19 protein-coding genes and 2 pseudogenes are annotated in these 24737 nt (G+C 72.3%); 10 read left to right on the forward strand and 11 right to left on the reverse strand.

What is annotated here, in order from left to right:
* Positions 1-140 precede the first annotated feature (140 nt).
* Complete coding sequence (locus BFF78_RS03510) at positions 141-1529, forward strand: pyridoxal phosphate-dependent decarboxylase family protein (protein ID WP_069776902.1); 1389 nt, start codon at positions 141-143, stop codon at positions 1527-1529.
* 4 nt (positions 1530-1533) lie between these two features.
* Here the strand turns inward: BFF78_RS03510 and BFF78_RS03515 are convergent, their stop codons facing one another.
* From BFF78_RS03515 to BFF78_RS03530, 4 genes are all read right to left on the reverse strand, one after another.
* Positions 1534-2322 carry an SDR family NAD(P)-dependent oxidoreductase gene (locus BFF78_RS03515; protein ID WP_069776903.1) on the reverse strand — a complete coding sequence of 263 codons (789 nt, stop codon included), beginning with the start codon at positions 2320-2322 and terminating at the stop codon, positions 1534-1536.
* Between the two features lie 31 nt (positions 2323-2353).
* Positions 2354-3268, reverse strand: a complete 915-nt coding sequence (locus BFF78_RS03520) for an SDR family oxidoreductase (RefSeq protein ID WP_069776904.1) — start codon at positions 3266-3268, stop codon at positions 2354-2356.
* Positions 3269-3357: 89 nt separating this feature from the next.
* Positions 3358-3987 carry an MBL fold metallo-hydrolase gene (locus BFF78_RS03525; RefSeq protein ID WP_069776905.1) on the reverse strand — a complete coding sequence of 210 codons (630 nt, stop codon included), beginning with the start codon at positions 3985-3987 and terminating at the stop codon, positions 3358-3360.
* Complete coding sequence (locus BFF78_RS03530; protein ID WP_069776906.1) at positions 3987-5075, reverse strand: S-(hydroxymethyl)mycothiol dehydrogenase; 1089 nt, start codon at positions 5073-5075, stop codon at positions 3987-3989. The genes BFF78_RS03525 and BFF78_RS03530 overlap by 1 nt, the downstream gene beginning before the upstream one ends.
* A gap of 245 nt (positions 5076-5320) precedes the next feature.
* Between BFF78_RS03530 and BFF78_RS03535 the strand changes: the two genes are divergently transcribed.
* Together BFF78_RS03535 and BFF78_RS03540 are read left to right on the forward strand one after the other, a co-directional pair.
* Positions 5321-6112 carry an acyltransferase domain-containing protein gene (locus BFF78_RS03535; protein ID WP_079161127.1) on the forward strand — a complete coding sequence of 264 codons (792 nt, stop codon included), beginning with the start codon at positions 5321-5323 and terminating at the stop codon, positions 6110-6112.
* A 302-nt stretch (positions 6113-6414) separates the two neighbouring features.
* Positions 6415-6780: a nuclear transport factor 2 family protein gene (locus tag BFF78_RS03540; RefSeq protein ID WP_069776908.1), complete on the forward strand. Its 366-nt coding sequence runs from the start codon at positions 6415-6417 to the stop codon at positions 6778-6780.
* 49 nt (positions 6781-6829) lie between these two features.
* Here BFF78_RS03540 and BFF78_RS03545 read toward each other — a convergent pair whose 3' ends face one another.
* Positions 6830-7378 (reverse strand): MarR family winged helix-turn-helix transcriptional regulator, encoded by a 549-nt coding sequence (locus BFF78_RS03545; protein ID WP_069776909.1) that lies wholly within the window; start codon positions 7376-7378, stop codon positions 6830-6832.
* 60 nt (positions 7379-7438) lie between these two features.
* Between BFF78_RS03545 and BFF78_RS03550 the strand changes: the two genes are divergently transcribed.
* On the forward strand, positions 7439-8320 hold the full coding sequence (locus BFF78_RS03550) for a hypothetical protein (protein ID WP_069776910.1): 882 nt from the start codon (positions 7439-7441) through the stop codon (positions 8318-8320).
* Between the two features lie 109 nt (positions 8321-8429).
* Here BFF78_RS03550 and BFF78_RS03555 read toward each other — a convergent pair whose 3' ends face one another.
* Positions 8430-9419 carry a CU044_5270 family protein gene (locus BFF78_RS03555; protein ID WP_069776911.1) on the reverse strand — a complete coding sequence of 330 codons (990 nt, stop codon included), beginning with the start codon at positions 9417-9419 and terminating at the stop codon, positions 8430-8432.
* A gap of 691 nt (positions 9420-10110) precedes the next feature.
* Positions 10111-10629, reverse strand: a pseudogene (locus tag BFF78_RS03560) (RNA polymerase sigma factor); the annotation flags it as partial.
* Positions 10630-10735: 106 nt separating this feature from the next.
* Here BFF78_RS03560 and ctaD point away from each other — a divergent pair.
* Both ctaD and BFF78_RS47355 read left to right on the forward strand, forming a co-directional pair.
* Positions 10736-12370 carry an aa3-type cytochrome oxidase subunit I gene (gene ctaD, locus BFF78_RS03565; RefSeq protein ID WP_069776912.1) on the forward strand — a complete coding sequence of 545 codons (1635 nt, stop codon included), beginning with the start codon at positions 10736-10738 and terminating at the stop codon, positions 12368-12370.
* A 422-nt stretch (positions 12371-12792) separates the two neighbouring features.
* Positions 12793-13281 (forward strand): annotated as a pseudogene (locus BFF78_RS47355) (glycosyltransferase); the annotation flags it as partial.
* Positions 13282-13310: 29 nt separating this feature from the next.
* On the opposite strand, the gene BFF78_RS03575 reads toward BFF78_RS47355, so the two are convergent.
* Both BFF78_RS03575 and BFF78_RS03580 read right to left on the reverse strand, forming a co-directional pair.
* Positions 13311-14336, reverse strand: a complete 1026-nt coding sequence (locus BFF78_RS03575; RefSeq protein ID WP_069776913.1) for an alcohol dehydrogenase — start codon at positions 14334-14336, stop codon at positions 13311-13313.
* A gap of 91 nt (positions 14337-14427) precedes the next feature.
* On the reverse strand, positions 14428-15090 hold the full coding sequence (locus tag BFF78_RS03580; RefSeq protein WP_069776914.1) for a TetR/AcrR family transcriptional regulator: 663 nt from the start codon (positions 15088-15090) through the stop codon (positions 14428-14430).
* A gap of 150 nt (positions 15091-15240) precedes the next feature.
* On the opposite strand from BFF78_RS03580, the gene BFF78_RS03585 reads away from it, so the two are divergent.
* The gene (locus BFF78_RS03585) at positions 15241-16503 is read left to right on the forward strand and encodes a YncE family protein (RefSeq protein ID WP_069776915.1); all 1263 of its coding nucleotides are present in this window, start codon (positions 15241-15243) and stop codon (positions 16501-16503) included.
* A gap of 67 nt (positions 16504-16570) precedes the next feature.
* Here the strand turns inward: BFF78_RS03585 and BFF78_RS03590 are convergent, their stop codons facing one another.
* On the reverse strand, positions 16571-18439 hold the full coding sequence (locus BFF78_RS03590) for a cellulase family glycosylhydrolase (protein WP_069783357.1): 1869 nt from the start codon (positions 18437-18439) through the stop codon (positions 16571-16573).
* Between the two features lie 82 nt (positions 18440-18521).
* On the reverse strand, positions 18522-20666 hold the full coding sequence (locus tag BFF78_RS03595; protein ID WP_069776916.1) for an elongation factor G: 2145 nt from the start codon (positions 20664-20666) through the stop codon (positions 18522-18524).
* Between the two features lie 247 nt (positions 20667-20913).
* Here BFF78_RS03595 and BFF78_RS03600 point away from each other — a divergent pair, with 247 nt between their 5' ends.
* The 3 genes from BFF78_RS03600 to BFF78_RS03610 are packed head-to-tail and all read left to right on the forward strand — an operon-like array spanning position 20914 to position 24730.
* Entirely contained in the window at positions 20914-21405 is a 492-nt protein-coding gene (locus tag BFF78_RS03600) for a (2Fe-2S)-binding protein (protein WP_069776917.1), read from the forward strand.
* A complete protein-coding gene (locus BFF78_RS03605; protein ID WP_069776918.1) occupies positions 21402-23879 on the forward strand; it encodes a xanthine dehydrogenase family protein molybdopterin-binding subunit in 2478 nt (825 codons plus the stop codon). Before BFF78_RS03600 ends, BFF78_RS03605 begins: the two co-directional genes overlap by 4 nt.
* A complete protein-coding gene (locus tag BFF78_RS03610; RefSeq protein WP_069776919.1) occupies positions 23876-24730 on the forward strand; it encodes an FAD binding domain-containing protein in 855 nt (284 codons plus the stop codon). The genes BFF78_RS03605 and BFF78_RS03610 overlap by 4 nt, the downstream gene beginning before the upstream one ends.
* The last annotated feature ends 7 nt before the right edge of the window (positions 24731-24737 follow it).

Consider the following 24737-nt stretch of genomic DNA (forward strand, 5'->3'; position numbering starts at 1 on the left):
CGGGTGCGGGTCCGTGGTGGGCTGATCGCGCGGTTCCCCGCGCCCCTAGGGGGTTGGACCGCCCCGCCTTCACCCGCCCGGTCCAGTTTCCACGAATTGGACCGGGCGTACGGCTCCCCCGCCGATCTACGCTGCGGCTCATGCACCCCACTCTCGCCGGCGATCTCTCCCGGTTCCCCGAACTGCTCCAATCCGCCCGAGACTTCGCCGCCCGAGAGGTGGCGGGGCTGGCCGAGCGGCCGGTCGCCGCTGCCGGGCCGGCGCCCGCTCGTGCTCCGCTCCCGGAGGACGGGGCGGGCGGGGACGCCGCGATCGCGCGGTTCGCCGAGCGGTGGGCGCCCGGGTTCTCCGGCTCGGCCGGCCCCCGCTACCTGGGCTTCGTCACCGGCGGCGCGACCCCCGCGTCGGTCGCCGGCGACTGGCTGACGTCCGCGTTCGACCAGAACCTCTCGGGGGCGGGCGGCTCCTGGGCGGCGGACCTCGAGCGGGAGACGGTGGCCTGGCTGCGCGAGCTGTTCGGGCTGGGTGAGGCGCACAGCGGGGCGTTCGTGACGGGGGCGACGGCCTCGAACACGGTCGGTCTGGCCATCGGCCGGGAGTGGCTCGGCGAGCGGCTGGGCGTCGACGTCTCCCATGCCGGTGCGGCCGCGCTGGGCCCGGTCGACGTACTGTCCGGCAGTCCGCACTCCAGTGTCCCGAAGGCGATGTCGGTGCTGGGCATCGGCCGGGACCGGCTGCGGCGGGTGCCGCTGCTGCCCGGCAACCGGGAGGCCGTGGACGTGGCCGCGCTGGAGGCGGAGCTGGCTCGGCTGGAGGGCAGACCGGCGATCGTCGTCGCGAACGCGGGCACGGTGAACACCGTCGACTTCGACGATCTGCGGGCGATCGCCGCCCTCAAGGATCGCTACGACTTCTGGCTGCACGTGGACGCCGCCTTCGGTGGTTTCGCCGCGCTCTGCCCCGAGTACGCCACGCTGGTCGACGGTCTCGACGCCGCCGACTCGGTCTGTGTGGACCTGCACAAGTGGCTCAATGTCCCGTACGACGCGGCCGTGCAGTTCACCCGGCGCCGAGATCTGCAGGTGAAGGTGTTCCACAACGCCTCGCCGTATCTGGGCCTGCCCGCCGGTGAGCCCGACTTTCTGCATCTGACCCCGGAGAACTCCCGGCGGCTGCGCGCGCTGCCCGCGTGGTTCTCGCTGGTGGCCTACGGACGTGCCGGGCACCGGGAGATCGTCGAGCGGAACGTGGCGCTGGCCCGCCGGCTGGGTGCGGGCATCGACGCGCTGCCGGGCCTGCGCCTGCTGGCGCCGGTGCGGCTCAACGTCGTCTGCTTCACCCTTGCCGAGGACCCCACCGAGGACCGCATCGACGCGCTTGCCCGGGCGGTCGCCGGGTCCGGGGAGGCGTATGTGACGCCTACGGTGTACGGCGGGGTAGCCGGGTTGCGGGCCGCGTTCAGCAACTGGCGTACCTCCGAGGCCGACACCGAGCGGGTGCTCGGGGTGCTGGCGGCGGCCTCCAGCTGACGGCTCAGGGGCGCCGTACGGCCGTGTGGAAGCCGGTGTTCACGGCCGTGAGTCCGCCGTCGACCACCAGCGTGGTGCCGGTGATCCAGGCGGCGTCGCGGGAGGCGAGGAAGGCGACCGCGGCGGCGATGTCCTCGGGCTCGCCGATGCGTCCGAGCGGGTACAGCGGGCGGAGCGCGTCGAGTTCGTCCTCGCGCCCCTCCCACGCCGAGGTGCGGACCGTGCCCGGCACCACCAGGTTCACCCGCACGCCCCGGGCCGCCGCGTGCCCGGCGAGGGTGCGGGTGAGCGAGCCGAGGCCGGCCTTGGCGGCGCTGTAGGCGTGGTTGCCGAAGTCCTGCAGGCCGTTGACGGAGCCGATGCCGACGATCGCGCCGCGTCCGGATGCGGCGAGGTGGGGCAGGGCGGCCCGGCAGCAGCGGTAGGCGCCGGTGAGGGTGACGTCGAGGTCGCGCGCCCATGCCTCGTCGGGGTCGTCCTCGAAGAGGGGGACGTCCGGGGTGCAGTGGGCGGCGCAGTTGACCAGCACGTCGAGCGAGCCGAACGCGGCGACGGCGTGCGCGACGGCCGCCTCCACCGAGGCGCGGTCGGCGATGTCGCACGCCAACGCCTCGGCATTCAGGCCCTGTCGGCGCAGGGCGGCGGCGGTCCGCTCGGCCTGGGGCGGGTCCAGGTTGGTGACCAGGACCCGCCCGCCCTCCTCGGCGAGCCTTCTCGCGACGGCGGCACCGATACCGCGGGCCGCGCCGGTGACGAGAACTCCGTGTCCCGCGAAGCGGGTGTGATCGGTCATGCGGTGACCGTACGGCTCCGCGGGCGTCCGTTCAGCGGTATCCGGTGACGTCGGCCGGCTTGCCCGCGTCCTGTACCTCGACCAGGTACCGCCAGGCGTCGGGCCGGCTGCCGTCGAGGTCGGTGAAGCCGTATTCCTGGGCGAGTCCGCCGCCGGCGAGCGACTGCCCGTTGAAGCGGGCCACGTCGGGGTCGGCGGCCAGGGCGGCGACGGCGCGGCCGACGAAGCGCGGTGTCTCGGAGATGGCGAAGTGCGGCTCGCGGGCGAGGGCGTCGCGCCAGTTGTCCTCACGGACGCCGTACGCGTCGAGCATCAGCTCCGAGCGCAGCCAGCCCGGGGTCAGGGCGACGGCGGTGGCGCCGCGCGGGCCGAGCTCGTGGCCGAGGGCGAAGGCCATGCGCAGCACGGAGGCCTTGGCGAGGTCGTAGAAGAAGTTCACGCGGTAGGTGTCGCGGTTGTAGTCGGCGGTGCCGTCGGTCATCTCCACGACCAGGCCGCCGGGACGGCGCAGCAGGAGCGGCAGCGCGAAGTGGCTGGTGACGGCGTGGGTCTCGACCGCGAGCCGGAGGAGCCGGAGCCCGCCTGCGAGGTCGTGCTCCCAGACCGGTGTGTCCCACTCGAAGAGTTTCTCGCCGCCCCAGATGTCGTTGACGAGAACGTCGAGGCGGCCCTGTTCGCTGTCGATGCGCTCCACCAGGGCTCGTACGGCGGACGTGTCCAGGTGGTCGACGGCGACGGCGATGCCGTGTCCGCCGGCCGCGGTGACGAGGTCGGCGGTGTCCTCGATGGTCTCGGGGCGGTCGTACTCCGAACGGCGCCCGCGGGTGCTGCGGCCGGTGACGTAGACGGTGGCGCCGGCCGCGCCGAGTTCCACGGCGATGCCGCGTCCGGCGCCCCGGGTCGCCCCGGCGACCAGCGCCACCTTGTCCCCCAGCGGTCCTGACATGTCCGGCCTCCCGTGCTGACGACTGCTGCTGTCGCCGTCCACTGTCGCGGGAAAGCCGGACATCCTCTGTCGGGATTACCGGCGCGGTGTCAGTGTCCGCGCCTGATCCACTCCTGGAGGTGAGGTGCCTCGGCGCCGATGGTGGTGGAATCGCCGTGGCCGGTGAGCACCTTGGTCTCCGGCGGGAGGGTGAGGAGCTTGTCCCGGATGGAGTCGATGATCGTCGGGAAGTGCGAGTACGTGCGTCCGGTGGCGCCCGGCCCGCCCCGGAACAGCGTGTCCCCGGTGAAGACGGTGCCGAGCGCGGGGTCGTACAGGCAGACGGCGCCGGGGGCGTGGCCCGGGGTGTGGAGCACGGTCAGGTCGGCGCCGGCCGCCTCGATGACCTGGCCGTCGAGGAGATGCCGGTCGGGGTCGCGGCCGGGGTGGGTCATCTTCCACAGCGGCAGGTCGTCCGGGTGCAGCCAGATGCTGGCGCCGGTGCGGTCGGCGAGTTCCGGTGCGGCGTTGACGTGGTCGTTGTGGGCGTGGGTGCACACGATGGCGATCAGGCGGCGGTCGTCGACGGCGCGGGCGATGGCCTCGGCGTCGTGGGCGGCGTCGATGACGATCACCTCCCGCTCGTCGCCGACGATCCACACGTTGTTCTCGACCTCCCAGGTGCCGCCGTCGAGGGTGAACTGCCCGGAGGTGACGAGGCGCTCGATGCGTACGGTCATCACAGCACCACCACCGAGCGCAGCACGTCGCCGTGGTGCATCCGCTCGAAGGCCTTCTCCACCTCGTCCAGCGCGATGGTCTCGGTGACGAACGCGTCGAGCGGCAGCCGGCCCTGGAGGTGCAGGTCGATCAGCATGGGGAAGTCACGGGAGGGCAGGCAGTCGCCGTACCAGCTCGACTTCAGGGCGCCGCCGCGGCCGAAGACGTCCAGCAGGGGCAGTTCGAGCTTCATCTCGGGGGTGGGGACGCCGACGAGGACGACGGTGCCGGCGAGGTCACGGGCGTAGAAGGCCTGCCGGTACGTCTCCGGGCGGCCGACCGCCTCGATGACGACGTCGGCGCCGAAGCCACCCGTCAGCTCGCGGACCGCCTCGACCGGGTCGGCCTGCCGGGAGTTGACCGTGTGGGTCGCGCCCAGCTTCTTCGCGGTGTCCAGCTTGCGGTCGTCGATGTCCACGGCGATGATCCTCGCCGCACCGGCGAGGCTCGAGCCGGCGATGGCCGCGCCGCCGACGCCGCCGCACCCGATGACCGCGACGGAGTCGCCCCGGCCGACACCGCCGGTGTTGATCGCGGCGCCGATGCCGGCCATGACGCCGCAGCCGAGCAGGCCGGCGACCGCCGGGGAGACGGCCGGGTCGACCTTGGTGCACTGGCCGGCGGCGACGAGCGTCTTCTCGGCGAACGCGCCGATGCCGAGGGCCGGGGACAGCTCCTGGCCGGTGGCCGCGAGGGTCATCTTCTGTTTCGCGTTGTGGGTGTTGAAGCAGTACCAGGGCCGCCCGCGCAGACAGGCCCGGCAAGCGCCGCATACCGCACGCCAGTTGAGGATGACGAAGTCGCCGGGTGCCACGTCGGTCACGCCGTCGCCGACCGACTCCACGACACCGGCGGCCTCGTGGCCGAGCAGGAAGGGGAAGTCGTCGGAGATGCCGCCCTGCTTGTAGTGCAGATCGGTATGGCAGACACCGCAGGCCTGGACGCGCACCACGGCCTCGCCCGGCCCGGGATCCGGCACCACGATCGTCTCGATCCGGACGGGCTCGTCCTTCCCCGGTGCGATCACGCCGCGCACTTCCTGCGCCATGGTCTGAACCCCTTCCTCGTTGGCCTTCGCTGCCGACCCTACGCGCGACCGATCGGTAGCGGGGCGGACCACGACGGTGCCCGCGGATCTTTCCGGCCGCCGGGCGAGCGTGCTCCCGTGTAAGAAATAGGCCTCCCCCAGGTAAGAATTTGATCGAATAACGTCATTCCATGATGGCAATCTTTTTGCAGGGTGCATGAGTTCGCCTGGTATGTGCGCCGGGCCCGGCATGCCTCAATGGGGGCATGCCCATCGAAGGCCGCAATGGACGTACCGCATTCCTTTTCCCGGGCGGTGCCGCGGCGCGCCCCGGAACAGGGCGTGAACTCCTGGACGTATTCCCGGCGTTCGCCGACGCACTCGACGACATCTGCGCGCGCCTCGATCCGTATCTAGGACTTCCGCTGAAATGCGTGATGTTCGCCGACGACGGCACGCGTACGGCCGCACTGCTGGACCGGGAGTCGTTCGCCGGGCCGGCGGTCTTCGCACTCCAGGTGGCGCAGTACCGGCTGCTGCTCAGCTGGGGAGTCCGGCCGGACGTGGTGTTCGGGCAGGCGGCCGGGCGGATGGCCGCCGCGTACGCCGCGGGCGTCTTCTCCCTGGCGGACGCCTGCCATGCGGTCGGCACCCTGGCCCGCCTCCTGGACGGCCCGGCGGACCCGGCGCCGCGCTCGTCTCGGCCGGCCGGCATCCTCGACGCCTACGGCCGCACCCTGGCCACGCTGCACCCGCGTGCGCCGCGCCTCCCGCTCGTCTCCGACGTCACCGCCCGCCCGGTGGGCGCCGAGACCGCCGAGCCGGAGTTCTGGGTGCGGCGCGCGCCGCTGCGCTGGGCGGAGACCGTGCGGGTACTCCACGGCGACGGGGTCCGCACCTGGCTGGAACTGGGCCCCGGAGACCGGCTCACCCGCCTGCTCCCGCACTGCCTCCCGGACTGCCTTCCGGGCGGTACGGCCTCGGCCTTCGCACTGCCCCGGGACTGGGCGGCCCTGCGGTCGGGGCCGAGCACCGGCCGGGGTGCCGCACAGGGGTGAGAGGCGCCCTGCGGGGATGGGCCCTCAAGCGCGGGGGCGCGGGCGCGGGGGCGGGTCCTGCGGGTCTCCGGGCAGATGGGTGTCGCTGACGGTGAGCGAGCCGAGCACGGCCGTGAGGTTGATCCACCCCGTGTCCCGTTCGCCCAGGTCGACCGCGTTCGCCGGCGGTGTGGCCCGCGCACGCTCGTGAGGCGGAGCGCTTCGTCTGCGCTTGCCGTGGCCGCCGGGCCGGAGGAGTCTCTAAGGGTGGGTCCAACGCGGTCCGCGCCGCGCCGGGCCGCGGGCGCCCGAAGGAGGTCACGATGGGCACCGCGACAGGTTCCGCCTTCGACATCGAGACACTGCGCCGGGGCATAGAAGGGAACACCGGGAACACCCTTCTGTCGCTCTACGCCGACGACGCGGAGATCCGCATCGTCGACCACAACAACCAGCCCAGCCACCCCACCGTCCTGCGCGGCCGGGGTCAGATCGCCGAGTTGCTGGACGACATCTACCGCCGCGACATGACACACAAGCTGGACCGGTGCGTCGTGCAGGGTGATCACGCCGCGTTCACCGAGTCCTGCCAGTACGGGGACGGCACCAGGGTCCTCGCCGAGTCGATGGTCACGTTGCGGGACGGCAAGATAGCCGACCAGTTGATCATCCAGGCCTGGGACGAGTAGGCACACCCCGGCATGACGGGCGCCGGAAGGAGTTTCGGCAGGGTCCAGGTCACCTCGCGGCTGACCTGGACCTTCTCGGCCCGGGCGGGCCTGGGGCGGCTGCCCCGGGTCCGCCCTCGACGGCCAGCACCAGCTTCCGCAGCAGGTCCGCCAGTGTCCGGCGCTCTGCTTCGGACAGCACGGAGAGCAGTGCGCCTTCGTCCGCGTCCTCCGCTGCCGCGTGCGCTTCGAACGCGGCGTGGCCGGCGTCGGTGAGCCGGACCCGGACGCGTCGGCGGTCGCCGGTCTCGTGGGTCCGCGTGATCAGCCCGGCCTCCTCGATCGGTCCCAGCCGGGCGGACAGCGCGCCCCTGGTCAGCCCCAGTCGCTCGGCGAGCACGGACGGACTGGACTCGTACGGCGGCCCGGACCTGCGCAGCGTCAACAGGACCTTGTACTGCCAGTGCTTCAGACCGTCGGCGTCCAGCACCTCCCGGCGGGCCTGCGAGGCGTGCCGGGCGACGATCATCAGCCGGGCGGCGATGGCCTCCCGCACCGGGTCCAGCCAGTCCAGCTCACGCGCCCAGACGGCCACGTGCCGGTCCACCGAGTCCTGCACTGTCTGCCTCCCGCAGTGGTTTTCTTGTGGATCATTTTTCGCCTAACTACTTTGCCGCACATGACACATGCCACGCAGGCCTTCGTAGACGTCCCGCAACTCCTCGCCGCGGCACGGGAATTGAGCACCGCAGGCCGCTGGGAGCGAGCCGCGCTGCTGCTGGACTCGGTCACCGCCGGCGATCGCGCCGACCGCGCGCGGATCGTCCGGGCCCATGCCGAAGTGGCCCTGGACCGGGACTGGTTCGCCGGGACCGACACCGCGGCCGCGCGGATCGAGGCGGCCGAGCGGGAGTTCCCGGACGGCGACTGGGACACCGGCTTCCTCCGGCTCAGACACACCTACGCCCGACTGCTCCACGTCGCCGGCACCCTGTGTATCGGCCCGGCGGGCAAGGACCCCGAGGCGCTCGCCGCTCTGCGCGACCGGGCGCGGGACCTGTACGAACGGGCCCCGGACGAGGTGCGCCGGGGCTGGGCGGCGATGTATCGCGGGCTGATCGCCGACAACCACTTCGCCGACCGTACGACCGCCGCCGGGCACTACACGCGGGCCCTGCGGGCTGGTCAGGACGGAACCGACGATCTGCTGGCCCGCGAGGCGCTGCGGCACCTCGGGGACCACGACCGCGACGGCGGCGACCGGGAGCGGGCCGAGGAGCGCTGGTGCCGGGCCACCGAGCTCGGCGCCCGGGCCGGAGCGGTGCCCGGCACCCTTTCCCAGCAGTTGCTGCTGGCGGTACTGGCCCGGGACAAGGGCGACGAGGCGGGCGCCACGGCACTGGCGACGGAACTGGCCCGCTGGGCCGGGGCCATCGGCGCCGAGCGGCTACGGGCAAGTGCGACCGCATTCCTGACCGGCGCGGACCCCACATCACCGGGCCTGACCTCACCGGACCCGGCTACAGCGGCCACCGGGACGGCCCCGGCCCGGCGGGACTGATCACGCCGGTACCGGGCGGGGCCGGCCCCATGACGATCGCGACCCTGCTGGAGCAGACCGTCGAGGCCGCCGCCCGGCAGCTCGGCGCACAGGCGGCGGCGCACCCGGGTCAGCGCAGCCAGGCGCTGTACTCCATGACGTCCCCGGCCTTCACCCCGTACCGGCGGTCGTCCCGGGTGAAGGTGGTCTCGAGGCCGAGGACGGCGCCGGTGCGCGGATCGAGGATCAGCATGCGCCGGGCGCCCGGGACGTCGTAGGCGTACGCCTGCCCCGGCCGCCCGAGCCGGTCCGTCACCTGCCCGGCCGGGCGCAAACCCTTGGCGTCGGCGAGGAGCCGGACCAGCGCGGCCGACTCATGGGCGCCGAGTGTCCAGTGGTCCAGCAACTCCTGGACGGCGTCCAGGAGTTCGGCGGTGGTCAGAGGGCCGGTTCCGGTGTGGGCCGTCTCGTCGAGGTAGGACCGCAGGGCGGCCGGATCGTGCGGGGGGCGCGCCTCGGGCGGGGCGTCGCTCCAGCTCGGCGGATAGCTGGTCCGGCTGAGCACATGGCCGTCCGCCACCAGGCGCGGCGTGTCGCCCTCGTCGGTGAGGACCGGGCGGCCGGGATGGCGCGGGTCGGTCGCCACGACGAGTTCGGTGTGGCTGTCGTCCGTGTGCCAGCGCACCACCCGCTCCTCGGGCAGGGTCACCGGTGGCTTGCCGTCGCTCATGCCGAGGCTCCAGGACTGCACATGGGTGCCCTTGCGCAGCCCGGGCGCACCGTCCGCGGCTGCGGCGGCGGCCAGTTCGGCCATCCGGTCCAGCGGTACGGCGACGGAGTGGGCCCGGACGGCCAGCGGCCGGGGCGCGGCGACGGCCGGCGCGCCGCTCGGGCCGCCGAGCACGGCGGTGAGCGTGGTGGCGAAGACGACGGCGGTGGCGGCGAGGCCCCACAGCAGCCGGGCCCGCGGGGTTCGGGGCCGGGAGGGCCGGTGACCGTCCTCACCCAGCAGCGACGCCAGCCGCCGCTCGGCGCCGTGGTCGAGCGGGCCGTCGCCGAAGTACGGGCCGTGGGCCGGGACCGGGTTGGCACTGCGGAGCAGGTCCAGTTCGTCAGGCATGGCGGGGGTCCTTGCACAGGGGTACGCCGACGGGGGCGGCGGAAGCGGAATACGACGAGCACCGGCCGGGACCGCTCTCCCCAGCGGGCGTTTCCTCGTCGCCGAGGGCGGAAGCGGAGGGCCGCGTGCCGTCACCGGCGCCGGGCGCCCGCCCGGCTTGCGAGCCGGTCACAGGCGTCTCGCCGGACGTGCGGTGCCCGGATGGCGACAGACCCGCGGACTCCTCGGAAAAGGACCGGCGCCCGGGGAACACCGCACTGTCCGACGCCCCGGGAAGCACACCGTCATGGGAGCGGGACACGCCCACCCGCGCCCCAGGGCTCACCCGCTCATCGGGAGCCGACACGCCCCCAGACGCTCCGGAGAGCGACCGATCGCCGGAAGGCGGCACGCCCACCGGCGCCCCGGAACACGCCAGATGACCGGCCGACGGCCCGCCCGCACACGCCTCACCACACGACCGACCACCAGAAGGCGGCACACCCACCAGCCCCCCGGAACACACCAGATGACCGGCCGACGGCCCGCCCGCACACGCCTCACCACACGACCGACCACCAGAAGGCGGCACACCCACCAGCCCCCCGGAACACACCAGATGACCGGCCGACGGCCCGCCCGCACACGCTTCACCACGCGGCACGCCCTCCCCGGCCCCGGCCCCGGCTCGCGTCACATGGCCGGGCGGTGTGTCGGGAGTCGGCGCGGTTGGGCGCAGGCGGGCTATCTCCGTTCGCAGTCGGCGGCGGGCGCGGTGCAGGCGCATCGCCGCCGCGCGGCTGCCGCAGCCCAGCGCGACCGCGATCTGTCCGGCGTCCAGTTCCTCCCAGGCCGCGAGGCGCAGTACCTCCCGGTCGGCCGGGGAGAGCCGGTCCAGGGCCTCGTGCACCCAGGCGCCCGGCGCCTCCGTGTCCGGGCTGTCCACGATGTGCCGGCCGTGCGCGGCCTCGTCGTTGCCCAGCCGGTCCACCAGCCGGCGTCTGCGCCCGTATCCGCGTACCGCGTTCGCCAGGCAGTTGCGGGCCACCCCGTACAGCCAGGGCAGCGGCGCCTCCGGCAGGTCACGCCGGCGCCGCCAGGCGACCGTGAACACCTCCGCCACCACTTCCTCCACCTCGTCGGCCCGCCCGGGCAGCCGCCGCGCGACATAGCGGCTGACCGCCCAGTAGTGCTCGCGATAGGCAGCGGCGAAGATCTCGTCGTTGCTCATGTTCCGTTCGTGTCCGGCACCGCCCGGATCGTCACACCCTTCTTCCGTGATGCTCCTCGCGTCGTCCGAGTGTGACCGGTGGGCCGGGCACGGACACAGGCGGGGCGTGAAGAGGATCAGAGACATCAGGGGCACCACGGCCGTGCGGTGGCTGACCACCACCGATCACAAGACGATCGGAACGCTCTATTTGGTCACCGCGTTCGCGTTCTTCCTGATCGGTGGAGTGATGGCGCTGCTCATGCGCGCCGAGCTGGCCCGGCCGGGCCTGCAGATCATGTCGAACGAGCAGTTCAACCAGGCGTTCACGATGCACGGCACGATCATGCTGCTGATGTTCGCGACCCCGCTGTTCGCCGGCTTCACCAACTGGATCATGCCGCTGCAGATCGGCGCCCCGGACGTGGCGTTCCCGCGGCTGAACATGTTCGCCTACTGGCTGTACCTGTTCGGCTCGCTCATCGCGGTGGGCGGCTTCCTCACCCCGCAGGGCGCGGCCGACTTCGGCTGGTTCGCCTACTCCCCGCTGTCGGACGCGGTCCGCAGCCCGGGTGTCGGCGCCGACATGTGGATCATGGGGCTCGCCTTCTCCGGCTTCGGCACCATCCTCGGCTCGGTCAACTTCATCACCACGATCATCTGCATGCGTGCCCCGGGCATGACCATGTTCCGCATGCCGATCTTCGTGTGGAACGTGCTGCTGACCGCCGTGCTGGTCCTGCTGGCCTTCCCGGTCCTGGCGGCCGCGCTGTTCGCGCTGGAGGCGGACCGCAAGTTCGGCGCCCATGTCTTCGACGCCACCAACGGCGGAGCCCTGCTGTGGCAACACCTCTTCTGGTTCTTCGGCCATCCCGAGGTGTACATCATCGCGCTGCCGTTCTTCGGCATCATCTCCGAAGTGATCCCGGTGTTCTCCCGTAAGCCGATGTTCGGCTACATGGGTCTGATCGCCGCGACCATCTCCATCGCCGGTCTGTCCGTGACCGTGTGGGCCCACCACATGTACGTCACCGGCGGTGTGCTGCTGCCGTTCTTCTCCTTCATGACGTTCCTGATCGCCGTCCCCACCGGTGTGAAGTTCTTCAACTGGATCGGCACGATGTGGAAGGGCTCGCTGTCCTTCGAAACGCCGATGCTGTGGGTGATGGGTTTCCTCGTCACGTTCGTCTTCGGCGGACTGACGGGGGTCATGCTCGCCTCGCCGCCGATCGATTTCGCGACCTCCGACAGCTATTTCGTGGTGGCCCACTTCCACTACGTGATCTTCGGCACAGTGGTGTTCGCGATGTTCTCCGGCTTCCACTTCTGGTGGCCGAAGATGACCGGCAAGATGCTCGACGAGCGCCTCGGCAAGATCACCTTCTGGACGCTGTTCATCGGTTTCCACGGCACGTTCCTCGTCCAGCACTGGCTGGGCACGAACGGGATGCAGCGCCGGATTCCCGACTACCTCGCGGCGGAAGGGCTCACCACGCTCAACACGGTCTCGACGATCTTCTCGTTCCTGCTCGGCTCCTCCGTGCTCCCGTTCTTCTACAACGTCTGGAAGACGGCCAAGTACGGCGAGCGGGTCGGGAGCGACGACCCATGGGGTTACGGCCGTTCGCTCGAGTGGGCGACCTCCTGCCCGCCGCCCCGGCACAACTTCCTCACCCTGCCGCGGATCCGCAGCGAGTCCCCGGCGTTCGACCTGCACCACCCCGAAGCGACGCTCTCCGAGCGGGAGTTGAGCGCGCGATGACGGCGGAGGACGAACGGGTGCTGGTCCGGGAGATCGAGGGGCACCTGCTGCTCGCCGCCGCACGGGAGGAGGGCCGTACGGCGGCGGCGCGCACCGCGTCCCGGCTGGGCTGGCTCACCGATACCCAGCGGGACGCGCTGGAGCGGGAGTTCGAGGCCGAGTACCTGACGCTGTCCCGTCTGTCCTGGCAGCGCACGGCCGCACGGGCCGAGGAACTGCGCCGGACGTACGAGACGCGGTACCGGGCACTGCGGCTGCGCCTGCTGGCGTGGCTGCTGTTCGGGTGTGCGGTGCTCGCGGCGGCGGGTCTGTTGGTGGTGTCCGTCGCCGCTTGGGTGCGCCGCGAATCAGGTCCTGGACCACTTCTGGTCGGCGCCGCCGTTGCAGTCCCACAGCTCGGCCTGGGTGCCGTTGGTGATCGTGTTGTCGTCGGGCTGGGCAGCGCCACCGTGCCGGACGCCGGCCGGCTGAGCGCGCAGGTGGTCGCGGCGTTGCGGCGGGCCGGGCTGCGCGGGGTGATCCAGCGCGGCTGGGGCGGGCTCGCGGCCGACGGCGACGACGTGCTGACCATCGACGAGGTACCGCACGCGCTGCTCTTCCCGCACATGGCCGCGGTCGTCCACCACGCGGGCGCGGGGACGACCGCGGCGGGGCTGCGCGCCGGGGTGCCGGCCGTGCCGGTGCCGGTCCGGTTCGACGCGGGCTTCTGGTCCGCGCGGCTGGTGGCACTGGGGATCGCCCCGGCCGTCGTACCGCTGCGCCGCCTGGCGGTGGACGCCCTGGCCTCGGCGCTCGTACGGGCCACCCGTGAGCCGCAGTACCGGGAGCGGGCGTGCGCCCTGGGCGCCCGCGTCCGCGACGAGGACGGTGCGGCCCCGGTACCGGCGGCGCTGGACCGGCTCGGCGGCTGACGCGTCCGCCGGAACCGGCCCGCGGGGATTCAGCCGTTGGTGAGCACCATCCGGAAGCGGGCGCCGCCGGAGAGCATCTTCTGGTAGGCCGCTTCCACGTCGTCCAGCGGTGCGGTCTCGGTCATCGGGCGAATGCCGTGCAGGGCGCTGAACTCCATGGTGTCCTCGACGTCCTGCGCGGTGCCCGAGGGGTGACCGCGCACGACCCGGGCGCTCATCAGCAGCTGGACCGGGCTGATGCCCAGCGGTTCGGTGTCCGCGCCGATGGCCACCAGCTCGCCGCGCGGCGCCAGGCCGTCCACGGTGGCCGTGATCGCCGCGGAGCTGCCCGCGGTGGCCAGCACGACCTTGGCGCCGCCCAGGGACTGCAGGGACTCGGCGACCGGGGTGCTGGAGGTGCTGTCGACGTAGTGGTGGGCGCCCAGCTGCTTGGCGAAGTCGGCCTTCTCCGCGCCCCGGGCGATCGCCACGGTCTCGAAGCCCATCGCCACCGCGTACTGCACCCCGAGGTGGCCGAGCCCGCCGAGGCCGAGCACCGCGACCAGGTCCCCGGGCCGGGCGGAGCTGCGCCGCAGCCCGTTGAACGTGGTCACGCCCGCGCAGGCCATGGGTCCGGCATCGACCGCCGCGAGGGCGTCGGGGATCCGGGCCAGGGCGTCGACGGGCACGATCGTCTTCTCCGCGAAGCCGCCGTCGTAGGCCCATCCCGGGGTCTTCATGGCGGTGCACACGATGAAGTCGCCCTGCCGGCAGGGCTTGCAGTGGCCGCAGCTGCCGCCGAACCAGCCGACCGCGACCCGGTCACCGACCTTCCAGCCCCGTTCCAGCACGCCCTGGCCGAGCTCTTCGACCTGCCCGGCGATCTCGTGGCCGGGCACCTCGGGGAACGTCACGCCCGGTAGTCCGCCGCTCACGAACATGACGTCACTGTGGCAGATCCCGCACGCCTCCACCGCGATCCTCACCTGGCCGGGCCCGGGCTGCGGCACCTCTCGCTCGGCGAGCTCGAACGTGCCGTTCGGGGCGGTCACCTGCGCGACTCGATACGTACTCATGCGCTTCTCCGGAGAACGGGTACTTCGGGCCCCCGTCCAGCACACCAGTTCCGGGCCGATCGCGCGCGCCGAGCCCCCTTCGGCCCCGCGGTCACCCGCCCCGGGGGCGCCAGCCCTCCGGCCGGAGTATGCCGAGCAGGAGCCGCACCAGCTCGTCCACCACCTCGTCCAGCGTGGCGTCCACCCAGCCGGCGCTCCAGTCGTGCAGGAGGCCGTTGACGCTGCCGATGAACGCCGTCGCCGCCAGGCGGTAGTCACGGGGCGCCGCCTCGCCGCGTGCCACGGCCGCGTCCGCCTCGGCGCGGATGAGGTCGACCCAGCGGGCCCGGCGGGCCAGGCGCTGCTCCTCCAGCCGGGGGCTGACGCCGATGATCTCCACGAACGTGATGCGGATGCGGCGCGGGTCGCAGGTGACATCGTGGGCGTAGGCCCGGAAGAGCACGGCGGCACGCTCGGCCAGCGGCAGACCGTCCGCCGTGGCGAGGGCGTCCAGTACCGCCTGTTCGGCCCAGCCGTTGACCTGGAGGTGCAGCGCGGCGAGAGCGTCCTCCAGGGTGCGGAACTCCTCGTAGAACTGACGGGTGGACAGGCCGGCGGCCTGGCTCAGCGCGGCGACCGTCGTCGCCCGGTAGCCGGGTGCGCCGCCGAACAGCTCCAGGGCGGCGTCCAGGAAACGCCGGCGCCGCTCGGCCTGCCGTTCCTCGGCGGACCGGCCGCCGTAGCGGCCCGTCGGCGCTTTGAGCCTGCCCGTCACGTGTCCCCTCCGTCCGCCCACCGGTCACCCAATCTTGTCGTGCACACATCTTGTCGCGAAGGCGGTTCGGTCCTTACTTTGCAGTAAGTTCGCTGTGAATGCGCCCGTGTTCAGACTCCCCGCACACTTCCCCGAGGAAAGAGAGCAGTCATGCCTGCCTCCAGAACCAGGCACCTGTGCTCCGTGGCCGCCGCCCTCGCCCTGACCGTCGCCGGCCCGGCGACCGCCGCCTCCGCCGCCTCCGCCGCAGGCGGTGACTTCGACGGCCTGCGCGAAGTGCTGTTCGTCGGCGACAACTGGGACGGCACCGCCGATGTGATCAAGTCCTCCGGCGACTTCGCGAAGGTCGGCCGGATCAACGTCATCCCCGACAAGGCGCAGCGGCTGGCGGAGATCAACGCCGACCCGATCAAGTGGATCTACTACACGTCCATCCGCAACGAGGTCGGCGAGGGACACGACCAGTACGCGGACGACATGTACTCCACACCCGACGGGAAGTCCGTGGTCGTCTCCCGGCCCAGCTTCGCCGACGTCGTCTCCATCGACCTGGCCACCGACAAGGTCAACTGGCGCTTCCCGGTGGCCGGATACCGCGCCGATCACATGGCCGTCTCGCCCGACGGCTCCCGGGTCGCGGTCTCGGCGTCCACCGCGAACAAGGTCCAGGTGCTCGACATCGCTACCGGCAGGGAACTCGGCGAGTTCGCCACCGGCGACAAGCCGCACGAGAACTTCTTCACGGACGGCGGCAAGTACATCTGGAACATGTCCATCGGCGAGGTGACCACCTCCCTCGACGCCCCGGCCTGGGACTGGACCAAGGGCGACCGCCACATCACGATCGTCGACGCGACCACGTTCAAGCAGGTCAGGACCATCGACATGCGGCAGCGGCTGGACGCGATCGGGCTGAAGGACTTCTCCGACGCGGTCCGGCCCGCCGCCTTCACACCCGACTGGTCCAAGCTGTACTTCCAGGTGTCGTTCTTCAACGGCTTCCTGGAGTACGACGTGGCCACCGACAAGATCACCCGGGTGAAGACCCTGCCGGAGAACCCGGCGACCAACCCCGACCGCACCACCTGGCTGCTGGACTCCCGCCACCACGGCATCTCGATGAACCCCGAGGGCACCAAGCTGTGTGTCGCCGGGACGATGGACGACTACGCCACCGTGGTCGACCGCGCCTCCTTCGACGTCGGCCCGCTGATCACCGCGTCCACCCCGTACTGGGCGACGGTGAGCGGCGACGGCAAGGACTGCGTCATCTCCGAGGCCGGCGCCGACCAGGTCACGGTCATCGACTTCGCCACCGGCCAGAAGGTGCTGTCCGTGCCGGTCGGCGACCACCCGCAGCGCGTCCGGCTGGGGCACGTCCAGGCCGACTGGACGGGTCCGGCCGGGAGTTGAGCGCCGTACGGCCTCCGGGGCGACCCCACTCCTCCCGGGGGCCGTACGGCTTGCCGCCCACAAAGCCTCAGAAGTGCGCAGCCGCCCAAGCGGCCAGCTCGGACCTGGCCGCGCTCAGCAGGTCCGCCGAGGGCGCCGTGGCCCCGTTGGTCACCAGCGCGAAGTGCGGGGACCCGGAGTCGGCGTCGGTGAGCAGCAGCCGGCGGCTGCCGGCACCGCCCGGCTCGGGGGCGACGGCGACCGGGGTGGCGGCGCCGGTGTAGGCGGGCGGGCCGTAGGCCGTGCCCAGGTCGGAGACGACGGTGGTCGACGCGGTGGGGAAGGACGCCGGCAGATGCAGTTCGGTGGGTGCGGTGCCGTCGCCGGAGCGCCACACCAGCAGCCCGTACTGGCCGGAGCCGACCAGCTTGGCCACGTCCGGCAGCGAGGACGGCACCGGGTTCCAGGTCAGGGTGGTGGAGCCGTCGCGGGAGCGGTCCTCGTAGGTGAAGGCGAGGGCCGTACCGGCCGTGGCGCTCGGGTAGAGGCGGTCCAGCAGCCGGGCGTCTTGGCGGAGGGTGACGTTCCCGGAGTCGTCCAGGCGTACGGCGGAGAGGTCCTCGTCGTTCCAGGCGTCACCGGAGGTGAGCACCTTGCCGGGGTTGCCGTTCATCAGCTCGTGGTGCCGGCCGTTGTAGAGGTCCCACTGCCACTGGGTGCCGGAGAGCACCGGGCCGGAGGCGGCCGGGTCGGACCACCAACCCGCCCCGGGCAGGCGGGAGTCGAGGGCCTGGTACATGGCCTTCAGGACGGTCGGCGCCTTGTCGGACACCGTGCCGGACAGCGGGTGGCCGAACTCGCTGGCCATGGCCGTGGTGCCGGCGGTCGCGGCCCGGTCGCGGACGGTGGCGAAGTCGGAGGCGTACTGGCCGTCGGCGGCCTTGCCCCACATCAGGATGCCGGAGATGGCCTTCTGGTCGTAGAAGTGGGTGTTGAAGACATAGCCCGGGCCGAGGGCGCCCGCGTCCAGCAGGCCGCCCTGCTGTTTCTGGGTGGAGATGTCGGCGTTCCAGAAGAGGTTCGGTTCCACGAAGGCCGGCTTGTCCTGCCAGCCGGCGGCGTCCATACGGGTGCGGAACTTCTCGTAGAACGGCCACAGCAGGTCCTTCTCCCAGGTGCGGGAGGACTGTCCGGAGTCGTAACTGCCCGCATAGGGCTCGTTGTACGGGTCGAAGCCGGCGATCTGCGCGAACTCCGCGCCGCTCAGGTGCTGTCGGAGGTAGGCCATGGCGCTCTGGGCGGTGGCGAGGAAGGCGTCCTGAAGGCCGTAGGTGTTGTGCCAGAAGTCGTACTGCGCCTTCTGTACGGCCGCGTTCTGGGTGATGTTCTGGCCCCAGAAGAGGCAGATGCCGCAGGACTCGGCCGGGTAACCACCGGCGTCCGCGGCCCACTTGGGGGCGCCGTCGCCCGTGTACCAGCTGCCGCTGTTGAAGAGGTAGCGGGAGTACAGGTCCTGGTGGAAGTCCGGGAAGACGCGGATACCCGCGTCCAGGAAGGCGCGCATCTGCTCGGTGACGGCGGCCAGATAGCCGGTGTCCACCTGGCCGCGTACGGGTTCGGCATGGGCCCAGGAGAGCAGGAAGCGGACCGTGTTCGCGCCGCCGAGGGCGCGCAGTGCGGAGGCGGACTTCCCGGCGTCGGCTACGGAGGCGAAGGGCAGGCCGCCGTTCTCCTCCAGCTTGGTCTCGCCGGAGACGTTGTAGCCGCGCAGGACGATCTCGCGCCCCTGGCCGTCGGTGAAGCGGCCGCCCTGCACGGTGAGCGGGGCGCCGTCGAACCAGAGGGAGCCGGCGGGGAGGGCCGGGGTGGCGGCGGTGGCGGGCGGCAGGCCCGCCACCGTCAGGAATCCGCAGAGGACGACCAGAACAACCAGCAGACGCACCCGGAAATTCGGCATGTCCACCACAGTCCGGCGCGGTCCGGACAGCGTCAATACCTTCTGACTCATCAGTAAGTTGACCATCAGTCAGCTTGCTGGCTCAATCCCCCACCCGGCGTGACACGTTGAGCAGGTACTCCTTCCGGTTCAGCGGGTTGTGGTCGGTACGCGGCCGCTCCGGGACCGCGCCCCGGGTGACCGGCGCATAGTGGTCGAACGCCGACTCCAGTTCCCCCTCGCCCCGGGTGAGACCGGGCAGCCGCTGCTCCAGCTCGTGCACCCGGGCGGCCGGCACCGTGCCCCGCAGCACACAGGCCGTGCCGAGTGCGCCGGTGGTCTCCGGTACGGCACCCAGCCGGGCGAGCACCGGAAGCAGCGCGCCGAGGGTGTCCGCCGGGGCCTCGAGCCGGAAGCGGTGCACCGGCTCGTGCACCAGGGTGCCCGCCCGGCGCAGCGCCTCGGCCAGGACCAGCGGGGTCAGGCCCCGGAAGTCGTAACCGGTGCTCGACATGCTCTTGTCGAAGCCCTGGTGGGCGTGGCTCTGCCGGGGCGAGTAGCCGGAGTGGGTCATGGTCACCGTGCAGTCCGGGATCTGCCAGCCGTGCAGTCCCTGCCCGAGGGTCTCGCGCACGGTGTCCTCGACGGCCTTGAAGAAGGCGTACGGCATCGAGCCCAGCTCCACCTCCAGCCGGAACTCCACGCCCGCGCCGGGCGATGCGGGCTCGACCCGCAGGCCGACCGTGGCCAGGAAGGGATTGGCGCCCTTCTTGTTGAACTCCACGGCGTGCCCGGTGCCGGCCGGCCGTTCGATGCACAGGGTCGTCGTCTCGCGGAAGGTGACGTCCAGGCCGTACTCCTCGGCGAGGGTCGCCTGGACGACCTCCTTCTGCACCTCGCCGTAGAGGGACACGGAGGTCTCCCCGCGCAGCTCGTCGTGCCGCACCCCGATGAGCGGGTCCTGTTCGGCGAGCTGGGTGAGCGCGAGGTGCAGGGAGCGCCGGCCGGCACCGGGGCCGGGGACGACGACGGTCTCCAGGGTGGGCGGCGCGAAGTGGTGCGCGTACGCCGTGCGCGACCGGCCGAGCGCGTCACCGATCCGGACCCCGCCGAGCCCCCAGACCTTGACGATCCGCCCGGCACCGGCGCTGTCCCGGCGCACCTCGGTGCCGCTCTCGAACACGCCGAGCGCGGTGACCCGGCCCTCGGCACGACGCCGGGCACCCCGCCCTGCCGACGGGCCGCCACCGCCGACACCCTCCGCGCACCCGTCACCACGACCATCGGAGCCACCCCCGCCCACCCGGCCGTCCGCAATCCGCTCCTCCACCCGACCACCGCCGGCGCCACTCTCCAGCCGGCCGTCGGTCGGGGCGCCCTCCTCTCCCCCGTCCCCGAAGGGCACGCGGTCGCGGACGCGCAAGGTGCCGGAGAAGACCCGGGCGTAGGCCACCTTCTCCCCCGCCGGGCCGCGTTCGACCTTGAAGACCGTGGCCGACAGGGGGCCGGCCGGGTCGCCGTCGGCGGTGGGCAGGAGCCGCTCGATGCCGGTGGTCAGCTCGGGCACGCCCGCTCCGGTGACGGCCGAGCCGAAGTACACCGGATGGACGAGCGTGCGCCGGGTCTGGGCGGCGAGGGCGGTGTGCAGACGGGCGTCGGACACACCGCCGTCGAGGTAGGCGGCGAGCAGGTCGTCGTCGTGGTCGGCGAGCGCGTCCAGCGCGGCCGGACCGAGGCCGGGCACGAAACGTGCGGCCCTGGTGCCGGGCGCGGCGGCCGTCCCCATCGGGACGAGCGGTACGGCCAGCCTGCGGGCCATCCGATCAAGCACGGCGGAGCCGTCCGCGCCGCGCCGGTCGATCTTGTTCACGAAGATCAGCGTGGGGATGCGCAGCCGCCGCAGCGTGCGCATCAGCACCCGGGTCTGCGCCTGGACGCCCTCGACGGCCGAGACGACCAGTACGGCGCCGTCGAGCACGCCGAGCACCCGCTCGACCTCGGCGATGAAGTCGGGGTGACCGGGAGTGTCGATGAGGTTGACGGTGACGCCGTCGAGCGGGAACGACACGACGGCGGACCTGATGGTGATGCCGCGCCGCCGCTCCAGCGCGAGGGTGTCGGTGGTGGTACTGCCGGCGTCGACGCTGCCGATCTCGTCGATCACTCCGGCGGTGTGCAGCAGCCGTTCGGTCAGGCTGGTCTTACCGGCGTCGACATGCGCGAGAATTCCGAGATTGAGCAGATGCACTGAGCGTGATGTCCTTCGGCACGGGGTGGATTCCTTCCTTGGTGGACATGCACGCAGCGCGCATCGCTGGTCCTCTCTGTGTGACAACGGGTAACGCGCAGTGCAGCAGACCCGGCGGCGCGCAGCAATGGATTAACGCTCAACAAAAGCCCCGCCGCAGCACTCGCCGCGACCAGACCACGGTCGTAGGGTGACCTACATCACGCCAGGTGGCTGAATTCCCTCTCCTGCACGGTCTGGAGGGCACATGACCCGCATCTCGGTGAACGTGGACGGCACGGCCTACGAGGACGACGTGGAACCCCGTCTCCTCCTCGCCCACTACCTGCGCGACCGCCTCGGTCTCACCGGCACCCCGATCGGCTGCGACACCTCCAACTGCGGAGCGTGCACGGTCGACCTGGACGGGGCCAGTGTGAAGAGCTGCTCGGTGCTCGCCGTCCAGGCGGACGGGTGCGAGGTGACGACGGTCCAGGGGCTCGCGAAGGACGGTGAGTGGACGGCGCTGCAGCGGGCGTTCCACGAGCAGCACGCTCTGCAGTGCGGCTACTGCACCCCGGGCATGATCATGGCGGCGCGTGACCTGCTCCGGGAGAACCCGCATCCCGGCCCGGACGAGGTCCGGCAGGCCTTGGAGGGCAACCTCTGCCGCTGCACCGGCTACCAGAACATCGTCCGCGCGGTGCTCGCCGCGTCCGGGGAACCGGCTCGTGCGGCCGCCGAGGAGGTCACGGCATGACCGGCCAGGCCGTCGAACGTGAGGTCGGGCGCCGCCAGCTGCGCAAGGAGGACGCCCGGCTGATCACCGGCCAGACCAACTGGACCGACAACATCCAGGTGGCCGGCCTCATGCACCTGGCGATCCTGCGCAGCCCGATGGCCCACGCCCGCCTCACCCGCGTCGATGTCTCCCCCGCCCTCGAACGCCCCGGCGTCGTCGCGGCGTTCGGCGGCGCCGACCTCGCCGAGGGGCTGGGCTCGCTGCCCTGCGCCTGGCCGGTGACCGAGGACATCGTGCTGCCGGGCCACCCGCCGATCGCCGTCGACGAGGTCCGCTACGCGGGCGACCCGGTGGCGGTCGTGGTGGCCCGCGACCGGTACGCGGCCGCCGACGCCCTGGAGGCGATCGAGGTCGACTACGACCCGCTGCCCCCGGTCCTCGACCTGGAGGCCGCGCTGGCGCAGGGCGCCCCGCTGGTCCACGCCGACAAGGGCACCAACCGCTGCTACACCTGGCCGCTGGCCACCGGCGAGAGCTTCGAGTCGGTGCGGGAACGCGCCGACGTGACCCTGAAGCGCCGCTACCACCAGCAGCGGCTGATCCCCAACGCGATGGAGCCGCGCGCGGTCGTGGTCACCCCGCTCGCCGCCTCCGGCGAGTACACGGTCTACTCGGCGACCCAGATCCCGCACATCCTGCGGATCATGCTGTCCACGGTCACCGGGATCCCCGAGCACAAGCTCCGGGTGATCGCCCCGGACGTGGGCGGCGGCTTCGGCTCCAAGCTCCAGGTGTACGGCGAGGAGGCCCTCACGCTCGCGATCGCCCGCAGACTCGGCCGGCCGGTGAAGTGGACCGAGTCCCGCTCCGAGGCCGCGCTCGCCACCCACCACGGCCGCGGCATGATCCAGGACATCGAGATCGCCGCCACCCGCGAGGGCAGGCTGCTCGGCCTCAAGGTGGGCCTGCTCGCCGACATGGGCGCCTACCTGATGCTCGTCACCCCGGGCATCCCGATCCTGGGCGCCTTCATGTACCCGGCGATCTACAAGATGGACGCCTACGATTTCACCTGCACCGGCGTCTTCACCACCCGCACGCCCACCGACGCCTACCGCGGCGCCGGGCGCCCCGAGGCGACCTTCGCCATCGAGCGGACCATGGACGAGCTCGCGGCCGAACTCGGCCTGGATCCGGTGGAGTTGCGGCGCCGGAACTGGATCCGGCACGAGGAGTTCCCGTACACCTCGATCGCCGGACTGACCTACGACAGCGGCAACTACGAGGCGGCCACCGACAAGGCCCTCGCCCTGTTCGGCTACGACGACCTGCGCGCCGAGCAGCGGGGGCGCAACGAGCGCAACGACCCCGTACGGCTCGGCATCGGCGTGTCGACGTACACCGAGATGTGCGGGCTCGCGCCCAGCCGGGTGCTGCGCGACCTCAGGTACGGCGCCGGCGGCTGGGAGGCGGCGAGCATCCGCATGCTGCCCACCGGCAAGGTCGAGGTGGTCACCGGCACCAGCCCGCACGGGCAGGGCCACGAGACCTGCTGGAGCCAGATCGCGGCCGACGTGCTCGGCGTGCCCTTCGAGGACGTCGAGGTGCTGCACGGCGACACCAAGGCGGCCCCGCAGGGCATGGACACCTACGGCTCGCGGTCGCTGACCGTCGGCGGCGAGGCCGTGCACAGGGCGGCGAAGACGGTCGTCGAGAAGGCACGCAAGGTGGCCGCTCATCTGCTGGAGGCGAGCGAGCAGGACCTGGAGTTCAGCGGGGGCGTGTTCTCCGTGAAGGGCTCGCCGGAAGCCCGGAAGACCATCCAGGAGATCGCCTTCGAGACGTTCACCAACCACGACCTGCCGGACGGCGTCGAGCCCACCATCAACGCCGAGCACGTCGTGGACCCGGAGAACTTCTCCTACCCGCACGGCACCCACCTGTGCGCCGTCGAGGTGGACACGGAGACCGGGCGCACCCGCATCCGGTCGTACGTCTGCGTCGACGACGTCGGCCGGGTCGTCAACCCGATGATCGTCGAGGGGCAGGTGCACGGCGGACTCGCCCAGGGCATCGCGCAGGCCCTGTACGAGGAGGCCGTGTACGACGACGACGGCAACCTCCTCACCGGCACCCTGGCCGACTACCTGGTGCCGTCGGCGGCCGACCTGCCGGACTTCGTGACCGACCGGACGGAGACGCCGGCGGTGTCGAACGCCCTCGGCGTCAAGGGCGTCGGCGAGGCGGGCACGATCGCGTCGACACCGGCCGTCGTCAACGCCGTCGTGGACGCGCTCAGGCCGCTCGGGGTGCGGGACGTGCGGATGCCGTGTTCGCCGCACCGGGTGTGGCGGGCGATCCAGGAGGCGCGGTCCGGCGCGGCCGACGGCACCGGCGGGACGGGGCCCGCCCGATCCGGGCAGTCCGGCCAGGCGGCCCGGTCCGGCGAGCCGGGTCAGTACGGCCGGCCGGGTGAGGAGGGTCCGGCATGATTCCCCCCGAGTTCGAGTACACCCGTCCGGACAGCGTCGACGCTGCCGTACGCGCCCTCGCCGACGCGGGCGACGAGGCGAAGGTGATCGCCGGCGGGCAGAGCCTGGTGCCGCTGCTGCGGCTGCGGCTGGCCTTCCCGGAGCTGCTCGTGGACATCGGCCGGATCCCTGAGCTGCGCGGGGTCCGCGAGGACGGTGACACGCTCGTCATCGGCGCGATGACCACGCACCACGAGGTGGTGCACGATCCGCTGGTGCGCCGGCACGCCGGGCTGCTCGCGCAGGCGACGGCCACGGTGGCCGACCCGGCCGTCCGGCACCGGGGCACCCTGGGCGGCTCGCTCGCCCACGCCGACCCGGCCGGGGACCTGCCCGCCGTGGCCCTCGCCCTGGACGCCGAACTGGTCGTGGCCGGGCCCGCCGGACGCCGCACCATCGCCGCGCGCGAGTTCTTCGTGGACTACCTGCAGTCGGCGCTCGCCGACGACGAACTGCTGCTGGAGGTGCGCCTCCCGAAGACGGACGGCTGGGGCTTCCACTACGAGAAGTTCCACCCGGTCGCCCAGTCCTGGGCCATCGTCGGCGTCGCCGCACTGGTACGGCGCGACGACGGGCGGATCGCCGAGGCGCGCGTCGGGCTCACCCACATGGCAGCGACCCCGCTCAGGGCGACCGCGGTCGAGGCGGCGCTCGCGGGTGCCGACGGCCCGGAGGCCGTGGCACGGGCCGCCGAGGCGGCGGCGGAAGGGACCCGGCCGGCGCAGGACCTGTCCGCCTCGCCCGAGTACCGCCGGCACCTGGCGCGCGTGCTGACCAGGCGGGCGGTGCTGGCCGCGACCGGAATGGGGTGAGCGCCGA

This window comes from Streptomyces fodineus (assembly GCF_001735805.1).
GTDB lineage: Bacteria > Actinomycetota > Actinomycetes > Streptomycetales > Streptomycetaceae > Streptomyces > Streptomyces fodineus.

Coding starts and splice junctions, on each gene's coding strand:
- BFF78_RS03550 (WP_069776910.1), top strand. CDS start 7,439: ATGACACATGCCACGCAGGCCTTCGTAGACGTCCCGCAACTCCTCGCC.
- BFF78_RS03525 (WP_069776905.1), bottom strand. CDS start 3,987: ATGACCGTACGCATCGAGCGCCTCGTCACCTCCGGGCAGTTCACCCTC.
- BFF78_RS03605 (WP_069776918.1), top strand. CDS start 21,402: ATGACCGGCCAGGCCGTCGAACGTGAGGTCGGGCGCCGCCAGCTGCGC.
- BFF78_RS03530 (WP_069776906.1), bottom strand. CDS start 5,075: ATGGCGCAGGAAGTGCGCGGCGTGATCGCACCGGGGAAGGACGAGCCC.
- BFF78_RS03555 (WP_069776911.1), bottom strand. CDS start 9,419: ATGCCTGACGAACTGGACCTGCTCCGCAGTGCCAACCCGGTCCCGGCC.
- BFF78_RS03535 (WP_079161127.1), top strand. CDS start 5,321: ATGCCCATCGAAGGCCGCAATGGACGTACCGCATTCCTTTTCCCGGGC.
- BFF78_RS03510 (WP_069776902.1), top strand. CDS start 141: ATGCACCCCACTCTCGCCGGCGATCTCTCCCGGTTCCCCGAACTGCTC.
- BFF78_RS03600 (WP_069776917.1), top strand. CDS start 20,914: ATGACCCGCATCTCGGTGAACGTGGACGGCACGGCCTACGAGGACGAC.
- BFF78_RS03540 (WP_069776908.1), top strand. CDS start 6,415: ATGGGCACCGCGACAGGTTCCGCCTTCGACATCGAGACACTGCGCCGG.
- BFF78_RS03575 (WP_069776913.1), bottom strand. CDS start 14,336: ATGAGTACGTATCGAGTCGCGCAGGTGACCGCCCCGAACGGCACGTTC.
- BFF78_RS03590 (WP_069783357.1), bottom strand. CDS start 18,439: ATGCCGAATTTCCGGGTGCGTCTGCTGGTTGTTCTGGTCGTCCTCTGC.
- BFF78_RS03585 (WP_069776915.1), top strand. CDS start 15,241: ATGCCTGCCTCCAGAACCAGGCACCTGTGCTCCGTGGCCGCCGCCCTC.
- BFF78_RS03515 (WP_069776903.1), bottom strand. CDS start 2,322: ATGACCGATCACACCCGCTTCGCGGGACACGGAGTTCTCGTCACCGGC.
- BFF78_RS03520 (WP_069776904.1), bottom strand. CDS start 3,268: ATGTCAGGACCGCTGGGGGACAAGGTGGCGCTGGTCGCCGGGGCGACC.
- BFF78_RS03610 (WP_069776919.1), top strand. CDS start 23,876: ATGATTCCCCCCGAGTTCGAGTACACCCGTCCGGACAGCGTCGACGCT.